The sequence below is a fragment of the Cyclobacterium sp. genome, assembly GCF_014762705.1.
Lineage (GTDB): Bacteria > Bacteroidota > Bacteroidia > Cytophagales > Cyclobacteriaceae > Cyclobacterium.
The window spans coordinates 165,860-191,497 of sequence record NZ_JABURL010000046.1 but is presented as its reverse complement, the minus strand read 5'-3'; the positions used below and the strand labels follow the sequence as shown (position 1 = coordinate 191,497).

Below are 25,638 nucleotides of genomic sequence, written 5' to 3'. Positions count from 1 at the left end.
AGTGGAATCCGGGCTAAATAGGTAAATTTAAAAGAATTGAATATTAAAAAATGCGGTGTTAAATAAAAAAGAAAAGTGCTTCAAATCTTACACTACGCTTATACTTGATCGCTCCCCTAAACCAACAATTCCCCTCTCCATTCACTCTTTACTTCATCAAACTGAATTTATAATCAAATTTCACATCCATAAAAATGCATTTTACATCAAAAAAATATATTTTCATTCTGTTAATTATGTTAAACCTAAAATTAATAGACCATGAGTACCAAAAACTCAATTTCCATTCAGATCCCTGAGGAGGAGCTGACCTCCATTAGGAATGCTTTAAACACACTTAAAACTACCCTCGGCCCCTATTTGGTTGCGCTAAGCCCTTCCGAGCGGCAGACTATCCCTAAAATGGGAGATGGCACTGCAATGGGAGATGGCACTGCCCCCTTTGTGGAAAAGGTGATGGAATATGCGCAGGATGACGGGCAGTTTTTACCTCCTTTTCTAGATTTGCAGGAAATGGATAAGGACTGGACTACCGTAAAAAGCTTGATGCCTGTCCTTAGGGATATTCAGCAGTTAACCAGTAACCTGAATGACACCGTGACTCTTGCTGGTTCAGAAGCTTATGTAAGTGCTCTTGGTTACTACAATTCCGTCAAGTATGGTGCTAGAATTAATGCTGCGGATGCCAAAGTAATTTATGAAGACCTGAGGCAAAGATTTGAAAGGTCCGGTAGCCCTTCAACCAACGGAATGGATGTTTAAAAAAAGAAAAGTTGCTTATGTCACCTGAAAATAACTAAAGGGTGCAGATGGATTTCTTCAGGCTGCACCCTTTTTCAATTTTATACCAGTCCTCAACTAAAACCCGAACCTTTCGGTTTCAGGTATCAAAGATAAGCCTCTGAACTTCAATGCTGCGGGTTCGAATTGAAACGCTCCGCTTTTTAACTGCAAGCGTTCACTTTTTTACTCCAATTTTCCGCCAAAAAGGCACAATTTTCCACCTTTTTACTGCCATGACCCACTTCCGAACTGCAAGCTTCCGCTTCAAAACCTGACACGTCGAGTTCCGAAGTACTCCCCCCCACTTCGGAAGTACCCCTTTCAAATCAAAACCCGAAAAATTTCCGGTCAAAATGTCAGCAATTTTATAGATTATCCGGAAAACTGTGATTTTTTGGTCAAAATCTGCGGTTCCGAACCTCAAGAGGGGACTTCCGAACCGCAACGTTCGAATTCCGAACCCCAATCTTGTCAGTTTGAGCTCCCTCCTAGCAGTTCAGAAGTGGGGGGAGGGGCTTCCTAAGTGCAGGGGGGTACTTGTGAAGTACCCCTAGTGATTTCGGAAGTATGACTTTTTCAATTTTTCCTGTCGGGTATTACTTGTCCATCAGCTTTTTTTGATAGCCGAATTGGATTTTTCGAAACCTACGGCTACCCATTCAAGAAAAATCCACTATATTGTTCGTGTATCCAGGTAAGGCTTGGAACCTGATTGCAAGTTGGGGACTTATCTAATTTCCTTGTGGCGGAAAACCACCCTACAGCCGGTACCATACAGTTTTCTTTGCGGCAGGGTACCGGAATATTCCTAGCGCAAAAACTGATAAATGGGGATTATTTACTTATTTTCGGTGGGTAACCCTGGTTTTTGTCAGTGATATAATACCTTTTGCGTAACCATATGAAACGGCGACATCAACGAATTAACGACCATAGAAAATGGCAATAATTAACGACTCAGATGCATACTTAAATAAAGACAGACTGCTTGCTCAACATCAAGCAGCACTTTCTTTGTTGCAGGGCAAACTTGACCGACCCGGTTTGACTGACTTAATTTGGTTGGACTTGGGTTGTGGGAAAGGACAAATTATTGTTAATCTTGAACACAATATTGGAGATGAAGCTAGGACAAAAATTAGCTATTCGGCATTTGACATAATTGAAGAACATCTTTCAATCACATTAAAGAAAGCTGAATCACTTAAATTCAAAAGCAGTAATGGGAAAATTGGTGATATTTCAGATTTTCCAAATCTATTTCCAGTTGAAAATAAATATGACTTTATTACGCTTACAAATAGTATTCACGAATTTTCTCCATTGTTAATTCCTGATATTTTATTTGAATCCATCATCAGACTAAGTTCAACAGGACTTCTCTTTATTTATGATATGGAATCATTGCCATCATTAGAATTAGGTGCTATAACCTGGACACGAGAAGAAATCCACGAGTTACTAAAATCGTTTTTCAAAAATTTCAATATTCAAGATTACAACCCTACACCAGGAAGATGGAATCACAGCAGTTGTTTTGGATGGAATATTCAACTAAGCAGAGAATATATAAATATTTCTGATGAAGAACTAGCAAACAGAAAAGCAAAAGCTATTGAACTAACAAAAAAAGACATTGTAACAATTCTCAAGAGAAAACTTGACGAATGCGAAAAAAGTTTAGAAAGTATTACTAAACACGGAGCAGAGACTGACGAAGAAGAAAAATCAAAACAAAAGTTACTTTATGATTTTTGGTCGCTAAACAGAATTAAAGAAATATAGCAATGAAAAAAATATACATATCAAGTTCATTCAAACACATTGACGATTTTTTAACGTTTACATTGAAACGTGACCTAATCGAAATGGGTTATGAAGTGGTAAACAAAGAGAGTGATGAATCCTTTTATGATGAGAGTAAAGCAACACCTGAATATTGGATTTCCCAATCAGATGTTTTTATTGCTATAATTAAGGATAAAAGTCCTTTTGTTTTCTACGAATTAGGCTATGCCACTGCTTTAGGAAAAAAGATTTTAATTATTTCCGAATCAGACTTTGACCTTCCTTTATCATTGAAAAAATACAACTATATACGTTTTGATTCAGGAATTTCTAACTCAATTTACGATGTAATTAACTTTCTTCAAAAAACAAACATTGAAGAAAAATCTGTTAAAGAAAATATCTCTAATTTCAAAGAATTGATTAGTAGTTTCAAAGAAAATTCTCAAATTATTGATAGAGTTTCGGGTTCTGAATTTGAAGATTTTATATTTGATTATTTCGGAAATAATGGGGCTAATGTAGAAAGACCAAGTAGTTCGACAGATTATGGATATGACTTTATTTTAAGAGACTGGAAAGGTTTTGAAAAGACAATTGTGGAAGTTAAAAAATATAATAGAAACAGTAAAGTGTCTGTAAATACAATTCAACAAGTCATAGGTGCTATGAATATTTATGAAGCCGACCACGCTGTTATAATTACTACTTCAGAATTCACGTCCTCTGCAAAGGAGTTTGCTAGCTCTATGACAAAGAAAATAGAACTTTGGGACATAAATTACTTGACAGAAAACCTGTAAGAATGGCAACGCATAACAGCACCTACTCAAAATTAGCGATTCATAGGTTAAATCAAGCTTTGTTCTACGATTATAATTTGTGCTGGGTTGACAGTGAAGAGCTTCGAAATTGCCAACTTGGGGTAGCTGCAAAACATTTGTAGTTACCCTAAAAAACGATACCAAAATGCATAATACAGATTTAAATAAAGTAGTTTTTTACTCTAAAGAAGATATGACATGGTCATATAACCTTAAGAAATGGGAATATATTTTAAAGGCTGACTCAAAGACAAATTATACAGATATTAACGAAGTTCTGGAACTGTACAACGTGAAAAAGTATATTGACAACGACCTCTATTTAAAAAGTTGGTCACAGGACGATATCGACAACTTCAAAATTAAAGTAATAGAATATGGCAAGGTGGTTGGACAGTATATGGCAACTATTAACGACACTAATATTTTGACCATATATGAAAATATTCTAAGAAATTATGTTCATTCATTTTGGGAATTAGTAAATAATCAAGGAATATTTAAAAACATTTCAAAAGGTAATTTCAGTAGACTCTTAACGAATGAACCTCACTTAATTCATGAAGTTTTAACTCATAAAAAAATAGTTGAACACTACAATTTAGAAATTAAAAACTTCCTTTTAACATATTCGCAATCTGCTGAAATATTTCTTTCATTTTATGAGGTAAAGGAAGACTTCGTTAAAAATCAAAAATATCTCCCTAAAAGCCTTACCGTTGAGGAAAAGGAAACAATACTTTTAAACTACTTAGATTCTGAAGGTGTAAATTATAATTACATTGGTCTCATTCAAAATGCGAGAAACAGGAATGATTTTAAAGTATCTGACAAAACACGCTTAAAAGCTAAACGTTTACATAAAAGCGAAACCGAAAAATTTTTCACTGGAAATAACGGAATGAGATATGGTGTTTCAGTTAGTTTTACCGAGAATGCCAGTAAAATTAAAGACGGAATTATTGATGATGATTTTGAAATAAACTACTCTTACAGTCTGGATTTTATTAAGCAAAACAATGACCCGTTTTTACTATTTCAAAATTTTATAGTTCTGTTTGAATATCTCGACGTTCAACGCAGAATTAATCTTGTAAGTAAGAAAAATAAAATGGGCGTATTTGAGCGAGTCATGGGCGTTCATTCCAAAAATGACTATAGACGTGGAACAGAATTCAATTTAATGGAGATGACCTCTCAACTCCAGTTAGTTGGTTATAATAACGTGCTAAGCGACTTAGGGTTTTCTCTAGAATATATTTTACACCAGGTTTTTACCTCGTCTTTCCAAGACAGATACGAGTTTGCAAACAATGCTCGTTTTTCAATTCCATCAGCGACATCTTACTTTGAGAAAGTTAGGTTGTTAGCCCCAGAATTTGAATCAGTATTAAAACAGTTTAAACTCTTTGTTGAAGAGGGTAGTATTGACTTTGAGCTTTTCCAAATCTCATCTAATCCAACAGCAATAAAAGACATTCCTAGCTTAAACAAAAGGAAGTATATATATTTAAACGAGGACAATAATGAACTTAAGAGTCTCATTAATCTTTTTTTCTCTGACCAGACTTTACTTGCTTTTGTTGAACCATTCAAAGAAAAGCATTATCATACATTTTTTGATTTGCTTTCAAACGAACAAGTGAAATTTAGCAGTTATGAGGAACATCAGAAGCATCCGTTAAATTACCTAATTGAAAAGGGGGTTATTTTTGTAGATAATAATAATTATGTTCAAATCACAAACCCAGCAAGAATAATAATTCTTAGAGATTTGTTTATAAATGAAGTAGCTTCATATTATCGGTACTCTTTTGAATTTCGTCAAGAGGCCGAAAGAATGGAAACTGAGAAAATGGTTTTCTTTGACAGCTCTTTGTTTTCAAAACCCGAGCAAGCTTATTTCAATTATTTCTTGAACAAAAGTGAGTTTACAAATGGGCTAGACTTAAGAAATAGTTACCTACACGGAACACAAGCTACTCCTGATGAAATACAAAAGCACGAGTATGCATATTCCACATACTTAAAACTACTAATCTTAACATTTTTAAAAATTGAAGATGATTTAATTATTTATAAAGCTATAAAGGACTGAAAATGTAAGGGTGAATTGCTAACATTGGCTTTGTGTCATGCGGCGTGACGTGAAAACCTGGAGCTTTGTGGTTCTATTAAAGTTTCAATGCTGGTTGATGGTTTTATCCTCCAAAATCCCGCACGAACGCTAAGAACAGAACCGTTACAACATACTTAAAAAAGCCATCCCAACAAACAGCACTCTTGGTATTTGCCAGTGCGCAGTCAGAAAAGAATGAAAACTAAAAATCTGAAATAAAAGAAAACGAATGTTCGAACAAACTTTTAAGAATATAGACGATATACTCCACAAGGATGCGGGCTGCGGTAGTGAGTTGGATTATGTGGAGCAGACTTCCTGGGTATTGTTTTTGAAATACCTGGACGACCTGGAGCGGGATCGGGCTACTGCTGCGGAACTGACCGGAAAAACCTACACGCCCATAATCGAACCGGAATACCAGTGGAGCGTTTGGGCCGCACCTAAATTATCGGATGGCAAAATTAATCACAATGCCCTGACTGGGGATGATTTAATCGATTTTGTAAATGGGAAATTATTTCCCTATCTCAGCAAATTTAAACTGTCTGCCGAAAATGCCGATACCATCGAATACAAGATTGGGGAGATTTTTAGCGAGCTGAAAAACCGTGTCCAAAGCGGCTACAACCTGCGGGAAGTCATTAACCGGATTGATGAGTTGCGGTTCCGTACCCATGAGGAAAAGCACGAAATGAGCCACCTGTACGAAGACAAGATCAAAAACATGGGCAATGCAGGGCGCAACGGAGGAGAATACTACACACCCCGTCCGCTCATTACTACCATTGTAAAAGTGGTTGATCCAAAAATTGGCGAGAAAAATTATGATGCCGCTTGCGGAAATGTGGGCTTCTTGTTCGAAGCTTACGAGTACCTATAAAACCGCATGGAGAAAACCACTGCCAACCTGAAAATTTTACCAGCCCCTCCCCTTTACTGGAACGCAACAAAGCAGGCGGCCGGATTTTGACCCGGATTTTATATTTTGTCGAGACATTTATTAACGGAATAACAGGGAATTAAAAAATACGATTATGGAAATATTCTTCTACAAAGGCAACGAAAACGTACTCGAATCCAAAAAAGAGCAAACTAGTGAGAAATCAAACGAAACAGATTTGAAAAAGATTCAGGATTCGTTTTTAAAAGCCCTTGACAATAAGAATCTTTCCTTTCTACTAGGAAGTGGCTGCTCTTCTTTCAAATTAGAAACGGCTGAAGGGAAATTTAAGGAAATAGGGATTCCTGTCATGGCTCCTATGGCCTCAGAATTTTACGGATCAAAGGAGTTCAAAGAAGAGAAAGAATGGTTAAAATCGACCTTGAGTATTGAAGTCGATGGAGATATCTTCTTCAAAAACCTTGAAGTATTCCTTTCCACTTTACATAGCCTTTCCTTTTATCTACAAAAAACACTATCAGAGGAAGAAATAGATCAGATACCTCTCAGCATTCAAGAAAAATCATTTGCGGATTTAACTAAGTGTGAAAAAGTTGAATCCATTATCCTTAAAGCAAGAAATTACTTGCTTCAAAAATGCCTTAACGAAGACAATGCCAAACCTGAAAAAGATAAGCCACCTGTTGACCAGCCCTTAATTGAGCTATACAAACAATTTTATAGGAAACTCCTTACCAGAAACCCAACGCTACCAAGACTAAATATTTTCACGACCAATTATGACCTTTTTTCGGAAAGGGCTATGGATTTATTGGGGATTCATTACGTAAACGGCTTTACCGGAGGTATAAGCAAATTTTTTAATCCTGCCATATTCAATTACGCCCTTGCAGAAAAAATGGATTTATCACAATCCAAATGGAGCGTGATTGACAACTTCTTTTATTTGTACAAAATCCACGGTTCCGTCAATTGGATTCAAGCTGAGGGTGAGAATAAGCTATTCAACGTAAAGGAAATTCAGGAACCGACTTTTGAGGATTTAGAGGATGAATCTACTATAATGATTCATCCAACACCATTGAAATACAATGCCAGTCTTGGAAGTCCATATTCTGACTTGTTCCGTGAGTTTCAAAAGAAACTGATGCAAAACAATAATATTTTGGTCACTATCGGGTATAGTTTTAGCGATGAACATATTAACAACCTGATTTTCCAGGCATTTACCATTCCTTCATTCCGTTTAATCGTTATTGGTGAACCAACTGAAAAAAATGCTATTGGTAAGTTGATGGCTTTGAATGATTCTAGGATATGGATTATTGGAGAGAAATGGCCTGAGGGAAAAAGTGATTATGTGCCTCTACATTTCTTTAAAAGGTTTGTGGAGCAAGTCTTACCGGATTTAACAGCAGAAGACTTGGACAAGAAAATGGAAAAGACAATCCAGAACCTTAAAGATTTATTGAAATGACCAAAGAAGACAAACAAAGGGGGATTGGAAAAGTCGTAGCTATAAACTCCGACCGATTTTCTGTAGAACTATTAAGCGGATTGGAAAACTTTAACGTAAGTGGATTTGACGACATACATTATTTTGCTCAACTCAACAGCTACGTCATTGTCCCCTACCAAAATTATTACATCGTTGCAGAAGTGTCGGGGGTTCGGGAAAAAGACCTTAATGTGCCGTTTTCCAATCCAACAGATCAAATATTGAGCAAGGTACAGGCCGGAAAGTTTTTGGAAGTCCTCCCGATTGGAACCATTAAAACAACAAAAGAAGGATCTTTAAATTTTGAATTTGGTGTAAGTGTCTATCCCAATCTTTATTCAGATGTTCTTTACATTAAAGAGGAAGAGTTGGACACTATTTTCAAAACGAATGCGGTAAAGGTCAAAGTTTGCTTTGAGGATAATTCTGAATGTTCTAAATCTGATTGTGATTGCAAATACCGCTACACATCATTACCGATTGGAAAATCAACCATTTTCCCGGATTATGAAGTGAAAATTGATATTGACAAATTTTTCGGAAGTCATTCTGCGATTCTCGGCAATACAGGAAGCGGAAAATCTTGCACCATTGCCTCCATGCTGCAAACCCTTTACAGACTTGAAGAAAACAGTGCAACAGGTAGTACGTTCATCTTCTTTGATGTGAATGGTGAGTATTATGAAGCATTTAAAAACTTAAATTCAATAAACGCGAAGAATGAAATTGAGGTTAACTACTTTTCTCTTGATCCTTTACCCACCGAACAAATTGAAGGGATTGAACATAAAAAATTTGAGTTACCTCACTGGTTTCTAAATATCGATGAATGGGCATTACTTTTAAAGGCAAGTGAACGTTCGCAATTGCCCGTTCTTCGCAATGGCTTAGGCTTTACGGCAATAAACGAAGACTCAAACTTTAACCACATCGTATCTAAGGCAGTTGTACAAACGCTATCCGTCAACGAAAACTCCGCTGCTAAAGGTCAAAGGCTATATACCATTATTGACAAATTTGGCAAAGGTGATTTGAATACTGGCTTACTTGACAAACACCATTTCAGTGCTCAGTATGGAAACTTTCAAGAGTCTGCCAGATACGCCAATGATGCGAATCAGAATCAAGAAAACTTTATCAATGAAATTAAATCATTTGAAGTAACGGATTTTACCATACCTGATTTCAGTAATGAAAAATTTGATTTTGAAGATCTAGAAGACTTAATCCAATTGGCTATTCTATATGAAGAAGCTTACGGAAACAAGCAAATCAGGGATTATTGTTCCTCTATGATAACTCGCCTGAAAACAATAAAAAGAGAAGATTTTGGCTTTCTGACCAAGATAAGAACAGACTTAAATGAGGAAAATTATTTAAAACAGTTTTTAGGCATCGAATCGGTTTCGAAAAAATCACAGGTGATAATAATTGACCTCAATTCTGCCAATGATGAAACGGTAGAAGTCATTTCCTGTGTGCTTTCAAGGTTAGTGTTTGAAAAACTACGAGAAGCAAAAGACAGAAATAAGTTTCCGGTAAACCTTGTTCTGGAAGAAGCTCACAGGTATATATCTAAAGATGCTGGAAAGGTATTCGGTGATGCAAACAGAATTTTTGAACGTATTGCTAAGGAAGGCCGGAAATACGGTATGTTCTTACTTGTATCGTCTCAAAGACCAAGTGAGCTTTCAAAGACCGTATTATCCCAATGCAGTAATTTCATTGTTCACCGAATTCAAAACCCGGAAGACTTATCCCATATCAGGCAAATCACACCGCACATTTCTGAAACAATACTGAGAAGAATGCCTACCATTCCTACACAACACGCATTGATTTTTGGTCATGCAGTTAACTTGCCAACCACTTTTAAAGTGAATGAAGCCGAACCGAAACCGAAAAGCGACAACAATGAGATAAGTAAGAACTGGTTTAGGGAAAATGATTTTGAAATAGACCTATGACAGAGAATAACAATAGGATAAACAATTTACACGGACTAGCTCAATTTGCTTTCTTTGTGTCATCTTGTTTATCATTGTTCATTTTGATTATTGTTAGGTAAGTTTCTGAGAACGCAGAGTTTCTCAATTGATTCGCTTAAATTAACGTCTGGAAGAAAACAACGATTACTATGAAAACAGTTGGATTGATTCTTGGCGTACTGGCCGCCTTGGGTATGTTGCTGGGATTTATCCCGCTTTTGGGCTGGTTTAATTGGATCAATATCCCTTTTGCCATTCTCGGACTGATCATCAGTGCTATCGGGAAATCCAATGAAGGTATGGTGCTATGTGGCATCGCCGTGGTAGTTGGACTTATTCGATTGGTTTTGGGAGGAGGAATCCTGTAATCAAAGGCCCTCAAAACTTTTGCCGGGCAGGTGCCCGTTCTTTCGAAAAATACCGTAACTTAATCCTGCGGTCCTAGTGCCATCCGGCTACCGCTGCGGAGACAAGTGCTCACCGCATTACAACCAAACTGCCTACAAATGAAACCAATCAACAAAAAAGACCTGGACCAGGAAGTATTTGACCTGTATGACGATTATGCCCATAGCCGTATCGAGCGCAGAGACTTTGTACAGCGCCTGTCCAAATTTGCCGTAGGCGGCCTTACCGTATCGGCCATTATGGGCTACCTGATGCCCAACTATGCTGCGGCCCGCCGCTATACCCAGGACGACCCCCGGCTGATCTCGGAATACATTAGCTACGACTCCCCCAAAGGGGCAGGTACCATGAAGGGCTTGCTGACCCGTCCCAAGGACCAAAGCGGTCCGCTGCCGGGCATACTGGTGGTGCATGAAAACCGCGGACTGAATCCCTATATTGAAGATACGGCCCATCAGGCGGCCCTGGATGGCTTTATCGCCTTTGCTCCGGATGCGCTGACACCCTTTGGCGGCTACCCGGGCACGGATGATGAGGGCCGTACCATGCAGTCCAAACGGGATCGGGAAGACATGCTGCAGGATTTTATTGCCGGCTATGAAACCCTGAAAAACCACGAACATTGTACCGGCAAAGCCGGTGCGGTAGGCTTCTGTTTTGGCGGCTGGATATCCAATATGATGGCCGTAAGGGTGCCTGACCTGGGTGCTGCTGTGCCCTTTTATGGCGGTCAGCCCACGGCAGAAGAAGTGCCCCAAATTCAGGCACCCCTGATGTTGCACTTTGCGGGACTGGACACCCGGGTAAATGCCGGCTGGCCGGATTACGAGAAGGAGTTGAAGGCACATGACAAAGAATACCAGGCATTCATGTATCCGGAGGTAAACCACGGTTTCCACAACCATTCCACGCCCCGATACGACGAAGCTGCTGCCAAGCTGGCATGGGGACGGACCATAGCCTTCTTTAAGGAGAAGTTGGGTTGATCAGGGAACTGATCATTCCTCCCAGTTAAAGGAAGCGACGACCGGGTAGTGATCGGATAGCTGATCCGGCCTGCCGGTGTTGATCACCGCTGCCTGGGTGCAGCGAAATTCAAACCAGGGGCTTACCAGGATATAATCGATGCGTTGCTTGTAGGCGGCGCGTTGGTCGGGGGATAGGTCCTGCGTGATCAGGGGAGTAGGGAAGGAGGATTTCAGGTTTTCCGCTGTATGGGCCTGTACCACATCGATCAGGGGAAGGGATAAAAACCGGGACATCACGCTGTAATCAAAATTACCCTTACGGAGGGTCTGGTAGGCGCTGGGGCCTTGTTCGGTGGACCTCAGACTATCGCTTTCCTGGTTTCGTTTTAGTGTTTCCGGATGGGCCTGGTCAAATCCAGCATCAAAAGGGGAGTGGGAATTAAAATCCCCCAACACCATGAACCTTTCCTGCCGGTTTTTGATCAGCACGTTTTCGATATACGTGGAAATAATTTCCGCTTCCGATCGCCTGAACTGCCAATCATGGGGACTGAGGTGGACAACCAGAAAGTCGGTATCACGTGTTCTGGCATGCAGCATGCCGTGCCAAAATCCTCCCAGCATGCGGCTTTTGAGTTCCAACGGTGTTTTCGAACTGATGCCTATGGGATAGCCATCTTCTTTCAAAAGCAGGGTATAGGGGTGTCCCCATTGACGGGCGAGGTTGGCAAATTTCTCCGGGCTAAAGGCATTGAGCTCCTGAAAGCCGATGACATCCGCCTCCTGTTCCTTCAGCCACCGGACCATGGCCTCTTGCCTAAGGGTATCCTTGCCCCAGTCAAATCCATTCCAGATGTTGTAGCTGATGACTTTGAGGGATTGGTTTTGGGCGGATACGGCTTGCTGAAGCAAAGCAAACAGCGAAAGGAGTAGAAACAGTCGATTCATGGTAATGGTATCAATGATTTTTTTGAAATAAATGTTTTAGTACTTAGTAAAACTAAATCATGACCGGCACGATCAGGTGCTTTATGCAGCGCCTGCGGTGCCAGCAGCTTTACCGGTAATTATTTTTTGGGTACGGTTACCGATACAGTACCTTACTTTTCCTTGTCCGATGCTGTAAGCCAGTCGGTCAGAAACTGTACGCCTTCCGCGACAATTGCTTCATGTCCTCCCTCGTGTAAGACCAATGCTATTTTTTCGGGGATTTTTAGGAGCTGGTAGTGAATCGCTGCTTCCTCATACTCCTCGACCACCTGAGGCCAATGGGCGATATTATCGTTTTTTCCGTGTTGAATCATCAGTGGCCGGGGTGCTATCAGGGAAACAAGATCGTCATCAGAAAACTCCGTCAACCAGCCGTTAAAAAACGCATGTTCTTCGCTGGGTGAAAAACTCGAATAGCGCTCATCCGGCACCGCCATCTTATTTCTTCGTTGATTGAACCAGGCCGAAACCACACCTGCTTTTATCCGGAGTTCAAGGGGCATCCAGAACATGGTAGCCATACCTCCTAAGGAAACGCCCCACATCCCGACCCGGTCTGCATCCAGCCGCGGATTCGCAAGTACAGCATCCAACAGGTGCTGGACCCGGACCAATTCTATTCCGGGCAAACTGGTACCTGCGAGGCGGGCGAAACGCTCCACGGTATTGCGTCGTTCCACGGAGCGTAGGTTCATTGGCAGCAGTACGGCAAATCCTGCATCAAGCAATCCCTTAGCGTACTCATGGTAGGCCCCGGTGGAAAAAGGTGTTTCCGGTGTGCTGCCGATGCCGTGCTGCACAATTATTAGCGGAACCGGCTGGTTTTTGCCTGCCCCTTCGGGGAAGGCAAGTACTGCTTCTGCTGTTAGCATGCCCAGTGGAAGGGTAAGCCATTCGGCCTGTATTTCTCCCAGAGGATGCGGTTTGCTTTCGAGCGGTCCGGTCTTGGAGAGTATGGGAGGGCTCAACACTTCTTCCCATCGCCTGCGGTTAGGGCTGACGCTTCGTTCCAGGGCAGCAGGACTGCTGTAATCCCGGTTCCAGAGCTTGGCTGCGCGGGCTTCATACTCCTCCACCAGAAAATGTTGCAGGTAATTTTTCAGTTGGCTTTCGTAGGCATCGGTGCGGGCTGTTTCTACCTCCGGATCAATCAGATTAGCATTTTGGGCAACAGATTTCCCCCTACACGCAAATAACCCGAATGCGAGTAAGCATACCACCGGAATAATCCTTTTTATTTTCATTTGCTTGTCGTTGTATTTTGGCGGACTTACGCCCAGCCCGGTTCATTTTGGGAAGCATCCCGCAGGTTTTACATCATGCCTCCTAAGGTCACTTGTGCCATACGGGATTTCATTTGTTTAATGTAGTCAATTACTTGCTTTAATCGAATGAATCGGTAAAAAAAAGGCTGTGCCAATGCCAGTAATCCGGGCGACGGTGTCCGGATAGCGCAGGTAGGAAGGATAGGCAACAATGTTCAGGAAATGATCAGCATATACGCTTGAACCCAATCAACAAATGAGCAAGGAGTATATGCCCCGTGGGATGATACAGGAAAAGTTTGCCCCTGTTTTTCTTCGAAGTAGACTTTGGAACCGGAGCAGCCGTTCCCTTTCAGGAGGTGAGCGGTTTGGATACAGAACCACAACGAATGGAATACAGACATGGCAATAATCCGGTATTTTCCCCTATCAAAATGCCAGGAATGATCAAGTATGGCTGTGTGACTTTAAAGAAGGGCATTTTTAAGAGTGACCACCTATTTTGGGATTGGTTCAAAAAGATCGAGATGAATACCATTGAACGCAGAACCCTAATCATCAAACTTTGTGATGGGAATGGTATTCCAACGATGACATGGACCCTTGACAAGGCTTTCCCTGTCAAAATGACTACTTCTGATTTGAAATCAGATGCCGATGAAATAGCGGTGGAGGCAATTGAATTTTACCATGAGGGATTTACCGTAAGCAATAATTAAGAAAAATACCGGAGGTTCTTAAGGTTTTGTTCCAATTTTAACCTTTCATTTTGCTTTGGGTTAGCAGTGGGAGGATTATCATTTGTACATTCCAAGAAAGAATTACTAGGCTATCCCTACTTGCGGCGAGGAGATTTATGGACTTTGAAAACCAAAATATAAAGAGATAAGATATATACCTACCGTAGCGGATAAACTTACATAGGCAAGGGAGAGCGTACCCAAAGTTATGTGCCCCAGCTTTCTCCTTTTTTAAATTCCCCTCAATTGCCAAAATAACCCAAGCCTGGATCGATTAGTAGCATGGTTTTTGAGATAATTTCGTTTTATTAAAAAATGACCCACATTGCCCCTACGCAGAGCTATTGCCTTCTTTAGTTTGTTTTTCATTTTGGTTACGGCTGTTGGTATCCTAACCATAGGAAATGTAAAAAACATGAAGGCCACACAGGATGCTATCAGTAGTACCAACAGGATAATTTATGAATTGGAACAGATCAATTCGGATTATAAGGATTTATCTATCTCGGTAAGGTCCTATGTCATCACCGGGGATTCCATGGAATTGAGGCACAGGGAGTCCACCAAATCCCGGATTGATTCCAGCATTGATTTTCTTGAAAATACTTTAGTAGATAGTCTTTCTTCCGCCTATCTTGATGCATTGACCAGGGCATTGAGTACCAGGAATGAGACCTTTGGCGAGGTAATAATTAAATTGAGAAAAGAAAAGGGTTTCCAGGATGCCCAGGCTTTTTATTCTGAAAATGATGATCAGGAGTTGATAGTCCGGGACATCCCCAACCTCACTCAAAACATTAAAGACAGGTTGGCAGTTTTGCTTGATGAAAGGATCAAGTTGTCTGAAACAAATGCCCAAAAAACGGTTTACATTATTGTCCTGGGAACGCTCATTTATCTGGGGCTTGTATTTTTTGTGATTTTTATTTTTATACAGGACCGAAAAAAGATCAGGTTGCACCTGAATGAGATTGAGCAAAAAAAAGCCGAACTGCAGGCGTTGACCAACCAATTGCAAAGCCACAATGCAAGACTTTTGAATTTCTCACACCTTACTTCCCATAATTTGAGATCTCCGGTGAATAACCTCAATTCCTTGCTTCAGCTGTATCAGGAAGCTGAAGAACCTTCAGAAAAGGACATGTTTTTTGGCCATATAGAAAGGGTAACACGACACTTGACGGAGACTTTGAATGAACTTATGGAGGCATTAAAGATCCAGGAGGAAAATGCTATTGAGCGTGAATGGCTGAATTTTGAAGAAATTTTTCAAAAAACAATAGAAACATTTTCTGCTGATATATTAATGAGTGGTGCCCTGGTTACCCGTGATTTTACGGAAGTAAAAAAGGTGGAATACAACCGGTCCTATTTGGAAAGCATCATGCTTAACTTACTCTCCAATGCCATTAAATATAAAGCCAGTGACAGGGTTCCCCGAATCCATTTTGAAACTTTTATTTCAGGGGGAAGTATTGGTTTAAAGGTCAGAGATAATGGCCAGGGAATTGATTTGGAGAAATACGGTGAGAAATTATTTGGTTTAAACAATACTTTTCATGGACATGCTGAGGGCAGGGGAGTAGGTCTTTACCTTGTAAAAACCCAATTGGCATCTCAGGGAGGTAGTATCAGCGTAAAAAGTAAGGTAGGGGCTTGGACTGAATTCAGGGTTCTTCTTTTTTAATTGACTTTTCGGATGAGCCAGAAGGGTTTTCTGTAAAAATAAACTGGACAAAATCGAAAAATTGCGGTCCATTGATGTGATTTATAGCGCCGGGGAACTGGAATGAATGGATCAACAAACTTTTTAAAGGACCTTGACAATGCCTTTACTGTCAAAATGACTACTGCTGATTTGAAATCAGATGCCGATGAAATAGCGGTGGAGGCAATTGAAATTTCATTTGAGGAGCTTACCATAAGTAATGGTTGAAAAATCACCATCCTCCGACTAAATAGGAATATAATTAAAAGGTCCCTAAGCTTTTCAAGATCCGGAAATCGGAAACAACCACAGAAAACAGGAATCCTTAAGTCAGCCAAAACCTGGAATAGTAGCATTTATTGAATTCATGCAAGATAAGACCAGCGGACACCTTGCCCTGGTTTACCTTTCAGGGGACTAATTGGGAAAATTAAGGGGAGCATTCATTTTCCTTCATTTGTAAAACGGTTGGATTATACCCGTTTAACTTAATATTCTGCTTATAAAGGATGCCGTTTTGGAAAAGATAAGATAGTGGACAAAAATTGGTGAGGGATTCATTGTTTACAATGGTTAATATATAATCACTTTCTGAACCATATAAATTACCTACAGAAAACAGGTTTTCCAGACCGGTTAAGTTGGAAAGCTTTTCGTTGTTTGAAATGATTAAATCTCTTCCTATCGTATTGATATCGCTCATAGCAGAAATATCGGTTAAGCTGGAATTGTCTGTTAATTCGAAGTTAAAAGTAATGTCATGATGGAATCTTAAGCCTGCCAGGCTTTCCAATGAGGGGTTATTGTCAATTCTAACCGTATTATTTATTGTACCGTCCTCGGATAGCATACCTTTTAAGTCACTTAGCGAAGAATTACCTAGTAAATAAAGGTGATTTAATGAAGAAATGGAGTTTTCGAAGCCGGATAGCGAAACTAATGAATTATTGTTCATAAGATTTAATCCTCCTAATTCCTCCAGATTTGCCAGACCTTCAAATGAAATAAGGTTTTTATTTTTTGTTATGTTTAAGGAGGATTCTACAATTTTTAAGTTTTCCAACCCTTTAAAATTCATTAAATTTTGATTGCCACGAACCTCAGCGGAATACAAAGAACGTAATCCTTGCAACCCATCAAAATTTGTCAGGGCGTTATTATTATTAATTGCCAGTAATTTTGCCTTGGTGATTTTTAACTCAGATAACGATTCAAGGATTTCATTTCCAGAAATTGTTAAAATTCCTCCAACTGAACTTAAATTGTTAAGTCCTTTTAATGACTTTAATGATTTGTTAAATTCAATTTTGAGGCTTCCTGTTACTTCTACCAATGAATCCAGAGACTCCAAATTTGTGATAGATGTAAGGTTCTCTATGAGATATGCACCTATTTTCAAGTGCCCTTCGATTTTTTTATAACATTTGCTACCAAAATTATCCACTTCTTCCTGAGTATTCAGGACTACATCGCCCACATAAGTTCCCCCCACACATGGGTCCAGCAATTCCAGTTCTATTATTAGAGGGGTAGAAACATAGGACGATAGGCTGTCGTAAGAAAATGTATCTTCAAATGGATGGTAGTTATCGCTTTCGATTTTAACGGTATACTGGTCATGTCCTGGTTCTAAATTGACTTTTTGGTTGAGGGAATCAATTTCCTGCTGATGGGAATATTTTCCATTAACTACTTCAATTTGCCCGGGTAAATAGGTCTCACCATTATTTTCACCTAAAATTGCCACATAAAAATAAAATACTTCTTTAAATTTCCCTTTAAAGGAATCCATACCAAAATCATCTGGACCATGGCCGTCGGTAGAAATAACCTCTCCATTTATTATTTCGGTCGAATCGCTGACGGATATATCAGTGATGGGCAGGGAAGTTTCCACATTCTGGGCCAGTGGTGCATCATTATGAGGACTAGCAAACAAAATATTGTCCTCACTATCCACTAAGTATAACGTGGTGATTTGATAGGTCCCAAGAGGTAAAAGAATTTCCTCACTCAGGAAAGCTCCCTCAACCAGATTAACCGCTATCTTAGTTAATGAATATTCCGTGTCCCGCCCATCCATATGTTTTATCGTAATGACAAGGTGCGTGACCTTATTGAGGGTATTCCCCTTAACCCGTGCATTTTCTAAAGTTGCAGGTGGCTCAAAACTTATTGAAAAGGCACCTAGTTGATTATCAGGTAAATCCGAATCGATACTACAGGAAATAAAAACTGAAACTATTAAAAATAGAAAAAGAGTTTTAAAATTGACCATCACTGTTTTTTTATTTAAAAGTTTATAAAAAATTAAGCCGTATTGAAAAAAGACCTTTTAATTAGTACAAGATCCCAAAGATGAATATTTTCCAAAATTGCACAAATAATACGTAACAATTATTAGACTGTAAAGATAGGTAAAAATATTTTAAAACTATAAAAATGCTTAATAAATACATGAAAACGATTTTCATATTTTTCTATTTCTAGAAATTTAATCCTGCAAAGGCAACAGTGACCGGTTTTTCCCCACTGTCTTTAATTTTAATAAAATAAATCGCGAAGTTTTTCCAGGTATTTTCCCGTATATTTTTGTTGTTTTTCAAGGGAATATCTATCACTTGTACGGTGATGAGCGCCGTTTGCTCTCCCAATCCTGACTTCATTTCAGATGAGGAGCGGAGTTTCTTCTGATTTTTTTAATTTTGCATGCCAATAAATCCTACATATGTCTTCAAAGAAAATTAAAAAAAGATTACGAAAAGCACGTTATATTATTTACAAAGAGACCAGCCATAACCCAATAGATAATCTATGGGCCTTTTTTGGATCATTGCTTGCGCTAAGTGTTATTGGTCTATTACAAATCTTGTTCAAAAATGGTGATAGTCAGGATTTGTTATTTCTAATCGGTGCCTTTGGTGCAACTTCTGTACTGCTGTTTGGAGCGACCAATAGTCCCCTTGCCCAGCCCAGAAACATGATTTTTGGAAGCCTTATCTCTGCAAATATAGGGGTATCCATTTACAAGTTATTTAATCCAAGTGATTTCCTTTGGTTGTCCCCTGCCTTAGCAGTTTCTCTATCCATTTTGGCCATGCAATACACCAAAACATTACATCCCCCGGGAGGAGCAATAGCCTTGATAGCAAATATAGGGTCAACGGAAATTAAAGAAATGAGCTTTTTCTATGTGATTTATCCAGTATTGTCCGGAGTGGTCATACTTTTTATTGTGGCATTAATTTTCAACAATATTTCCAGGAACAGAATTTATCCCTATAGGAATGTTAATATTCGAAAACTGGGTTATTTCCAAAAAATTCTTTTTTGGAGAGCAGAAAGCTTACCCATAAAAAAGATTAAGTGAATTTCATGTATTTATAATTGATTTTAATGGCCACATAGCCTGTCCCGATCTTAAATCGGGAGAATCTCGCAATGATAATCATTCCTCTGTGTGTCGCCTCCGACATGCTCGATTTCTTGTCATCAGTGTTAATTCAATATGGAGAACAAACCCCGGTTTTGAACTATGATTCAGGCAAAGCGAGGAGCAGTCATTTACCCGCCAAGGATCTGCTAAGCCCGTTCAAAAAAAATGGGCGCTCTACAAGAAGCCTTCCATAATTTTGTTGCCCTGCCCTCGGCTTTTGTGTCCTGCAGCTCCCAAATGCTTAGGCATAATTAAATTCCACACCTTAAAGCAATAAATATCATGTCACATTTTGAAAATGGCAAAGGAACCCAGGTAAAGGAGCCAGGCATCCTCGCATCTCCGAAGTTTTACAGCTATTGCAAGAAAATCGTCTGCGGCCGCTCGGGGGATTTATCCATCACTTTTTCACCGTTTGCTGCGGTTCCGACTGAGATGGTCTGTAACTTCAGACCATTGGCAAAAGAAAGATCAACTTGCCCGGTATCACTAAACCTCACCAATGCTTCCCGAGAAAGGTTGATCTCTATTTCCTGAAAAACCGGAGTGCCGGTGCATTCTTTCTCCGAAGAAACGAACATTTCACTGGTGAATAGCCCTGTTCTTACCCATTCCCGTGGATGGGAATGCGGCTGGAACCCGCTTCCCTCAGCTTTGTACAGGGAGGTGTTGCTGCGCTTGCCGCTATCGCCTACCTCTACCTGCAGGGCCAGGTCCACGCCTTGCTGGTCGCTGCCGGGGATGATCCGCCCACCGTGCAGTCCGGTTTGCACGTTATTGTCCAGGTCCAGCAGCACCCAATAGTCGTTTTTGCGCTCGGTAAACAGCCCATTCGTTCCGATAAGAACGGTCAACGCGCCCGCTTCAGACAGCCTGTTGAACACCATTGTTTTGTACAGGTCAACGGATTTATCGGCTGCGGCAAAGCGTTCTCCCCCTTCGTCTAACAGGGATACGATGCGGTTTTGCATATCGGCTAGCGGAAAGAAAAGGTTGGCATATCGGGTGCGCGCAATATCGCATTGCTCACCTTCCAGTGTCCGACTCGAGGCCGAACTACCGGCACCGGACATCAGGTTGCCAAAATCGTTAAAATCGAGAAAGCCGCTGTTGCAAGCTACCCCATCATCTCCATTTGCATGGCAGAGGCCGAGAACGTGTCCCAGTTCGTGGGCCAGTACCCGCTCCGTATTTCTGTGAACGTCTCCAAGTGCGTTAGGAAAAAATTCAAGATCTCCGATTGCGAAAAAAGGCCGGGTGCCGGAATTGGCAAAAGCAATACCGTTGATCGGACTGTCTGTGCCATCAGCATTGACAAAGGACCGCACAGCGAGACCTGTTGCTCCTGTAGGCTGCGCATTCCAGTGGTTGTCGCATAGGATGGCCAGTTCTTCGAGTTCCGGCGTGAGTGCGGTATTGTTTACCACGACGTCCCCTGCTTCGCCAACAGAGAGGTCCGGATCGTCGAACAACCCGAAATTAGTGGTCGAACCGATAACGGGTCCCAGCAGGATCTTACACTGTGTCCAGTTGCATAGGCCTGCCCTCAGGTGCCGGTTTAACAGCACCTCGCCAAAGGACTCCTCGCAAAGCAGCGAAGGATCGTCAATGGAAGGGGCTCCGTTCAGGGCATTCCATTTCACCTGTAGCACGCGGAAAGGGACTTCTTCCGGCAAGATGGACGGGAGCTGTAAATCATCAGAACAGTGCGGACAACCGGGCGGAGGGGTGTCGCAGTTGCTGCTGAGCAGGAAGGCCATGGCACAAATCCAAAACCTGATAAACGGATAGGTATTTCGTGTCATCATTTGCGTAATTTCAAATTGAAATTTATTGCATTTGCAATCATCTTTTAGTTGCCAAGGCCAACTACCTTCCTGCAGGTGAAATCTTACGTGTTAAATAACCTTCGTTTTTTGTATAAGTTTTGGCAGTGTTCGATTTCACGGTTTCAACCAAAAAAAGAATATCTCAATTTAATGATATTTCTAATAGAAAAGAAGATTTTTATTTGAAAATACAGCAGCAAATTGCTTTTAATCAGATAGTTGGATATTTGCTTATCCGATTCAATTAGATTTTATTTATTTTAGCTTTCATTGCTGCCAATAAATTGCGTGATCAAAATAGACTGCTCAAGCAATTTTCTTATCTGTCAACCTTGCTGATTATTGGCGATTTACAAATTCACTGCGAATCCAATTGCATAAATCCGATTAAACCTTTTGACTGAGACTTCCAAGTATCAAAGGATCAGAAACTAAAACTTAGATTTTGGTGGCCAATTGGGGTTTTCTGTTTCGTCTTCTCCTATTGCGCCTTTCAGAAGTGGCCACAAGACTTCAGGAGTATCTTTGGATGGAATGCAGACCTCAACTACAAAATTCTCATTGGGCTTTTGGCTGATCTCCTCCAGTACAGTCCTAAGCTCATCGATAGTACTTGCTTTTCTGCCAATACCACCCATCGCATCGGGTATTTTACTATAGTTCCATCTTGGAATTTCGTTATACTGATAATTAGTATCCAACAACTTGTCGGAGTAATCGACTGGAGGCTTTCTAAATGGGTTAGGGTTAACTAAGTATTGTTCGATACCGTAAATCCCATTAACCAATACGAATACTACCGTATTTTGACCGTTAGCATGGTGTTCTGCTACAGCCTGGCAAGTCTCATGAAAGGCACCATCTCCCACGGCTACCATCACGCGCTTGTTGGGTACGGCAAACTTTACCCCTGTAGCCGCCGCTACGGAGTAGCCTATCGCTAACCAGGCAGCCTGGGCAACAAAGCCGTTTCTCTCAGGAATGGTTACAGCTTGTGCCCCGATCAAAGGAAATCCGGCATCTACTACAAGGACTGTGTCTTTCTCCTTTTTGACGTAGCGCTCCAATTCTTTGAAAAACGGTGTATAGCCCATGCCCTTATCGCTCGTCTCAACTTGGGCCAGCCGCGTTAGTGCCGGATGGATGCCCTTCAAATTCAATTTATGCGCAGTTTTAAATGCCTCAGTAAGCCCTAAGATAAACGTTTTTAAATCCACCAAAGGGAAAAACTCTGAACCTACAAACACCCCATCGTGTGCTGCCATAATGGTTCTGTCACTTCTGATATTTTGGTTTTCCGTGTCCTTGCCAATGGTCCAGGCACCGATACCGATGATCACGCCGTCATCGCCGACTAATTCATTGATTTGATTTTTTGTTAGCGTAACACAGCCGTCAAAAAACGGATTATCTTCAGCGATACATGATTTACCCAGGGCTGAGGTGACAAAGTGAATCCGCTCATTAGGCTGAGCATGTTGATCGTTGGTTATTGCGAGAAGCTCAAGGAATTCTTCTTGCAAGCCCAGGCGTTGCAACTCAATTCCAGCCCAGAATATTGATTTTGGCCTGCTCCTGATCAACTTCATGGCAGCTTCTATGGCTTTGCTTGCTTCACTTACAGTCACGATACGTCCTTTTCCAGAGCTCAATGATCCTTCGGGTACTTTACACGTCGCACGCCATACGTCTTCCGTCACTTCGATGTAAACTGGTCGGCCATGAGTAAGCAGTGCAGTTAGTACCGAGTCTATTTGATAGGGTGCCTGGGCTGCATTGGTGATGCGCTCAGCAGCCACAGTAACAGGTCTAAACATGTGAATGTCAATAAATTCGTAGCCGGTAGTATGCGAATACAGTAGTCCTACATTTTTTTCATTACTGTCTTCTTTATTTGTGGGCGCTCCATTGATCATCAAGATCGGTACTCTTTCTACGAAGCTTCCTGCCAAAGTATTGAGCGCGGTGAAAGGACCTACGCTATAGGTCACATATACGGCACTCGGCTTTCCTTTGACACGCGCGTAGCCATCGGCAGCAAACCCTGCCGTAATCTCATTTGAGTTATTGATTATTTTGATTGGAGAATCTTTATCGGCAATAATGGTGTCGAGCAATGGTGCGGTATAATTTCCTGCCACACCAAACATATAGGCTATTCCAAGCTCTTCCATACGGGATTTTAGGTAACCCGCCACTGTCATTTCAGTTTTCATGTGTATGATTTGGTTATAAGGTGATAAAAAAAGATACTGTCCCAAAAACCAGCCTTTGCTCCTGGCCTGACATCTGGCCGGCCTCCTCGAGCGATATAAATGACCAGATCCTGAGACAGTTTCATAGTGCTTACCCTAAGTCGTAATTCGTCAATGTAATTCCATGTGTAACTCCATCTGCTTTGAGGCTTTGGCGTACATTCTCGCGAGCTTTTGACTTTGAGATTTCTTTGAACTCCTTAAAATTAGGATCGATAAACGCTTTTATTTGTTCAAGGATGTTCTTTTTGTAGAAACTACTAACTGCTTCTTCCGGTGTTTTTCCGGTTTTATCCTGGAAAACATTGCTGTAGGCTTTCAATCCCCATTTATTCAGCATGAGGTTGGCCGAACGCAGCGAACCTTCTACCCAGCCCTGATAATCCGAATAGGCTTCATTGCAGGTATATAAGTTCGGTAATGGTTCAATAAGTATTTCCTGAGTTTTGTCGTCTTCTGCGTGCAAAGCCCATTGGTGAACGCCATATCCAAATCTTTCGCTGGCTTCTTTATCTATAACTGTACTTCCGGCCCAAATACGGGCACTAGTCAAGATAGGCTGAGGAATGTAGGTTACATTGAACACTTTCCTGAAATACTCAGTCGCCTTTTCCACCACCTTCTGCGAAGCGGCAAAGACTACCTGATTCTCTTTATCGTTTTCTTTTTCCTGCAGATCCGAAGTGAAAAGTGGCCCATTTTTTTGCAATGCCAACCAGTAGTTGATATTCAGATAATCGCAGTAAATGGTCAGCGCCGCCGGTTTCTCAGATTTACTCTTATTGATTTCATCAACTTTTTTCTGGATATCTTCAGGAATTGGTTGATTGTGCTCGCTCATGTATTGCTGATATTCCAAGGCAGCAGCCAGCGCCTCATTCACAGCGTAGAATGGATAAATAGAACCAACAGGTAAATCGGCAAAATTAGGACCGAAGTCGATAGCTCCTTTTCCTACCAGCGTCTCATTACACCACCAGGCCTTTGGGTAATACAAATTGATCTTGAGTAAAGGTTGGTTAGTGGCTGTTTGAAGCGTATTCCACAATTTATCTGACTTGCTTTTATCCAGCACATTGAAAGCATCAGACCTGATGAATAGCGTCTCCAATGCCAGCCTGGGTAGCGCCAGGATCACCTTTGCTCCATGTATTTGACCCCTTTGTTCCTCCTCACAATGTTTATTGGTGATCGTGTAATTAAGCTCGTAGCCCTCCTTTCCAGATTGGTTCAGACTTGTAACGGTGGTATTCAGGAATATGGATTTTTTGCCTATTTGCGCTGCCAGGGCATTAGGTAATGTGCTGAAGCCTTCACTCAAGGTGCGAAATTGTGGATCGGCCGGGAATTCTTTCAGCAATTGGTAGGCAACTCCGCCATTCATTTGCGAGAGGAATGTGCCATTGAATCCGGATGATTGATACACCATGTTAATGGCTTCATTGCTATATCCCATTTCAGCGAAAAGATTCCATAGTGACCAGTCTTTCATGATCACTCCCTCCCATTGGCAGCCGATGCGGAAATCTTGCCAATAGTCTGGCCCCTTGCGGTCTTCGGCTTTTGGGTATTTGGCTGTAAAATCGGGATTTGCAGCCAATATCTGATTATAAACAATATTGATAATCTCTGAGGGGCTCAGGGCAATTTCCTGCTCGCTAAGATTGTATAGTTGTGGCCAGAGACTGTTCGCTTCGTTTTGTTTAAAAGGAACCCCTCTGAAGTACAGTTTATTGTTTCCCCCACTTTTCATGGGAAAAGGAACGATCTGTTTGGCGATAAGCTCCTCTCCCGGATTGGGTTCACCGCTCTCATCAGCAGTTGGCAATGTCATAAACAGTGCCATCAGGTTATCCATACTGTCAAAAGTAAAGCGCATGCCGCCTTCCTCCTCTTTGACAGTGGCACCCTCAAACTTGATCAGGTCAGAGTCTAGTCTACCTCCGGTACGATTGAGTTTTTCAAGAATTACGATTTCGTCAGGTGAATACCCTTTCTCATTGATTAAGCGCCAAGCTGTGTATAGACCCGCCATACCGGCTCCTACAATTACCACGGGGGCTTTTTTCGGTACCTGGTGACCTTCAGGATGTTTTAAATTCTTAATTTTAAAGTGTGCCATTTTTTTATGATTT

The 25,638-nt window shown here is 41.0% G+C and carries 19 protein-coding genes; 13 read left to right on the top strand and 6 right to left on the bottom strand.

What is annotated here, in order from left to right:
* Positions 1-261: 261 nt before the first annotated feature.
* The 9 genes from HUJ21_RS08735 (at position 262) to HUJ21_RS08695 (ending at position 11,298) form a co-directional block, all read left to right on the top strand.
* Positions 262-762: a hypothetical protein gene (locus HUJ21_RS08735; RefSeq protein ID WP_291368837.1), complete on the top strand. Its 501-nt coding sequence runs from the start codon at positions 262-264 to the stop codon at positions 760-762.
* 960 nt (positions 763-1,722) lie between these two features.
* A complete protein-coding gene (locus HUJ21_RS08730; RefSeq protein ID WP_291368836.1) occupies positions 1,723-2,568 on the top strand; it encodes a methyltransferase domain-containing protein in 846 nt (281 codons plus the stop codon).
* Positions 2,569-2,570: 2 nt separating this feature from the next.
* Complete coding sequence (locus HUJ21_RS08725; RefSeq protein ID WP_291368834.1) at positions 2,571-3,374, top strand: restriction endonuclease; 804 nt, start codon at positions 2,571-2,573, stop codon at positions 3,372-3,374.
* Between the two features lie 166 nt (positions 3,375-3,540).
* The gene (locus HUJ21_RS08720; RefSeq protein WP_291368832.1) at positions 3,541-5,493 is read left to right on the top strand and encodes a hypothetical protein; all 1,953 of its coding nucleotides are present in this window, start codon (positions 3,541-3,543) and stop codon (positions 5,491-5,493) included.
* Between the two features lie 250 nt (positions 5,494-5,743).
* Positions 5,744-6,397 (top strand): N-6 DNA methylase, encoded by a 654-nt coding sequence (locus tag HUJ21_RS08715; RefSeq protein ID WP_291368830.1) that lies wholly within the window; start codon positions 5,744-5,746, stop codon positions 6,395-6,397.
* A 154-nt stretch (positions 6,398-6,551) separates the two neighbouring features.
* Positions 6,552-7,895 (top strand): SIR2 family protein, encoded by a 1,344-nt coding sequence (locus HUJ21_RS08710; RefSeq protein WP_291368828.1) that lies wholly within the window; start codon positions 6,552-6,554, stop codon positions 7,893-7,895.
* Entirely contained in the window at positions 7,892-9,883 is a 1,992-nt protein-coding gene (locus HUJ21_RS08705; RefSeq protein WP_291368826.1) for an ATP-binding protein, read from the top strand. The genes HUJ21_RS08710 and HUJ21_RS08705 overlap by 4 nt, the downstream gene beginning before the upstream one ends.
* Before the next feature lie 170 nt (positions 9,884-10,053).
* Positions 10,054-10,272, top strand: coding sequence for a hypothetical protein (locus tag HUJ21_RS08700; RefSeq protein ID WP_162342900.1), 219 nt, complete (start codon positions 10,054-10,056; stop codon positions 10,270-10,272).
* Between the two features lie 138 nt (positions 10,273-10,410).
* A complete protein-coding gene (locus HUJ21_RS08695) occupies positions 10,411-11,298 on the top strand; it encodes a dienelactone hydrolase family protein (RefSeq protein ID WP_291368823.1) in 888 nt (295 codons plus the stop codon).
* A 12-nt stretch (positions 11,299-11,310) separates the two neighbouring features.
* On the opposite strand, the gene HUJ21_RS08690 is transcribed toward HUJ21_RS08695, so the two are convergent.
* Entirely contained in the window at positions 11,311-12,228 is a 918-nt protein-coding gene (locus HUJ21_RS08690) for an endonuclease/exonuclease/phosphatase family protein (RefSeq protein WP_291368821.1), read from the bottom strand.
* Between the two features lie 152 nt (positions 12,229-12,380).
* Positions 12,381-13,514 (bottom strand): alpha/beta hydrolase family protein, encoded by a 1,134-nt coding sequence (locus HUJ21_RS08685; protein WP_291368819.1) that lies wholly within the window; start codon positions 13,512-13,514, stop codon positions 12,381-12,383.
* A 320-nt stretch (positions 13,515-13,834) separates the two neighbouring features.
* On the opposite strand from HUJ21_RS08685, the gene HUJ21_RS08680 reads away from it, so the two are divergent.
* From HUJ21_RS08680 to HUJ21_RS08670, 3 genes are all read left to right on the top strand, one after another.
* Positions 13,835-14,254, top strand: coding sequence for a phage tail protein (locus HUJ21_RS08680; RefSeq protein WP_291368817.1), 420 nt, complete (start codon positions 13,835-13,837; stop codon positions 14,252-14,254).
* Positions 14,255-14,690: 436 nt separating this feature from the next.
* A complete protein-coding gene (locus HUJ21_RS08675; protein WP_291368815.1) occupies positions 14,691-15,962 on the top strand; it encodes an ATP-binding protein in 1,272 nt (423 codons plus the stop codon).
* A gap of 102 nt (positions 15,963-16,064) precedes the next feature.
* A complete protein-coding gene (locus tag HUJ21_RS08670) occupies positions 16,065-16,211 on the top strand; it encodes a hypothetical protein (protein ID WP_291368813.1) in 147 nt (48 codons plus the stop codon).
* 202 nt (positions 16,212-16,413) lie between these two features.
* On the opposite strand, the gene HUJ21_RS08665 is transcribed toward HUJ21_RS08670, so the two are convergent.
* A complete protein-coding gene (locus HUJ21_RS08665) occupies positions 16,414-18,261 on the bottom strand; it encodes a hypothetical protein (RefSeq protein ID WP_291368811.1) in 1,848 nt (615 codons plus the stop codon).
* Positions 18,262-18,711: 450 nt separating this feature from the next.
* On the opposite strand from HUJ21_RS08665, the gene HUJ21_RS08660 reads away from it, so the two are divergent.
* On the top strand, positions 18,712-19,353 hold the full coding sequence (locus HUJ21_RS08660; RefSeq protein WP_291368809.1) for an HPP family protein: 642 nt from the start codon (positions 18,712-18,714) through the stop codon (positions 19,351-19,353).
* 422 nt (positions 19,354-19,775) lie between these two features.
* Here the strand turns inward: HUJ21_RS08660 and HUJ21_RS08655 are convergent, their stop codons facing one another.
* The 3 genes from HUJ21_RS08655 to HUJ21_RS08645 all read right to left on the bottom strand — a co-directional run bounded on the left by HUJ21_RS08655 (position 19,776) and on the right by HUJ21_RS08645 (position 25,625).
* Positions 19,776-21,227 carry a hypothetical protein gene (locus HUJ21_RS08655; protein WP_291368807.1) on the bottom strand — a complete coding sequence of 484 codons (1,452 nt, stop codon included), beginning with the start codon at positions 21,225-21,227 and terminating at the stop codon, positions 19,776-19,778.
* Positions 21,228-21,679: 452 nt separating this feature from the next.
* The gene (locus HUJ21_RS08650; protein ID WP_291368805.1) at positions 21,680-23,464 is read right to left on the bottom strand and encodes a thiamine pyrophosphate-binding protein; all 1,785 of its coding nucleotides are present in this window, start codon (positions 23,462-23,464) and stop codon (positions 21,680-21,682) included.
* 130 nt (positions 23,465-23,594) lie between these two features.
* Positions 23,595-25,625 (bottom strand): oleate hydratase, encoded by a 2,031-nt coding sequence (locus HUJ21_RS08645; RefSeq protein WP_291368803.1) that lies wholly within the window; start codon positions 25,623-25,625, stop codon positions 23,595-23,597.
* Positions 25,626-25,638 lie beyond the last annotated feature (13 nt).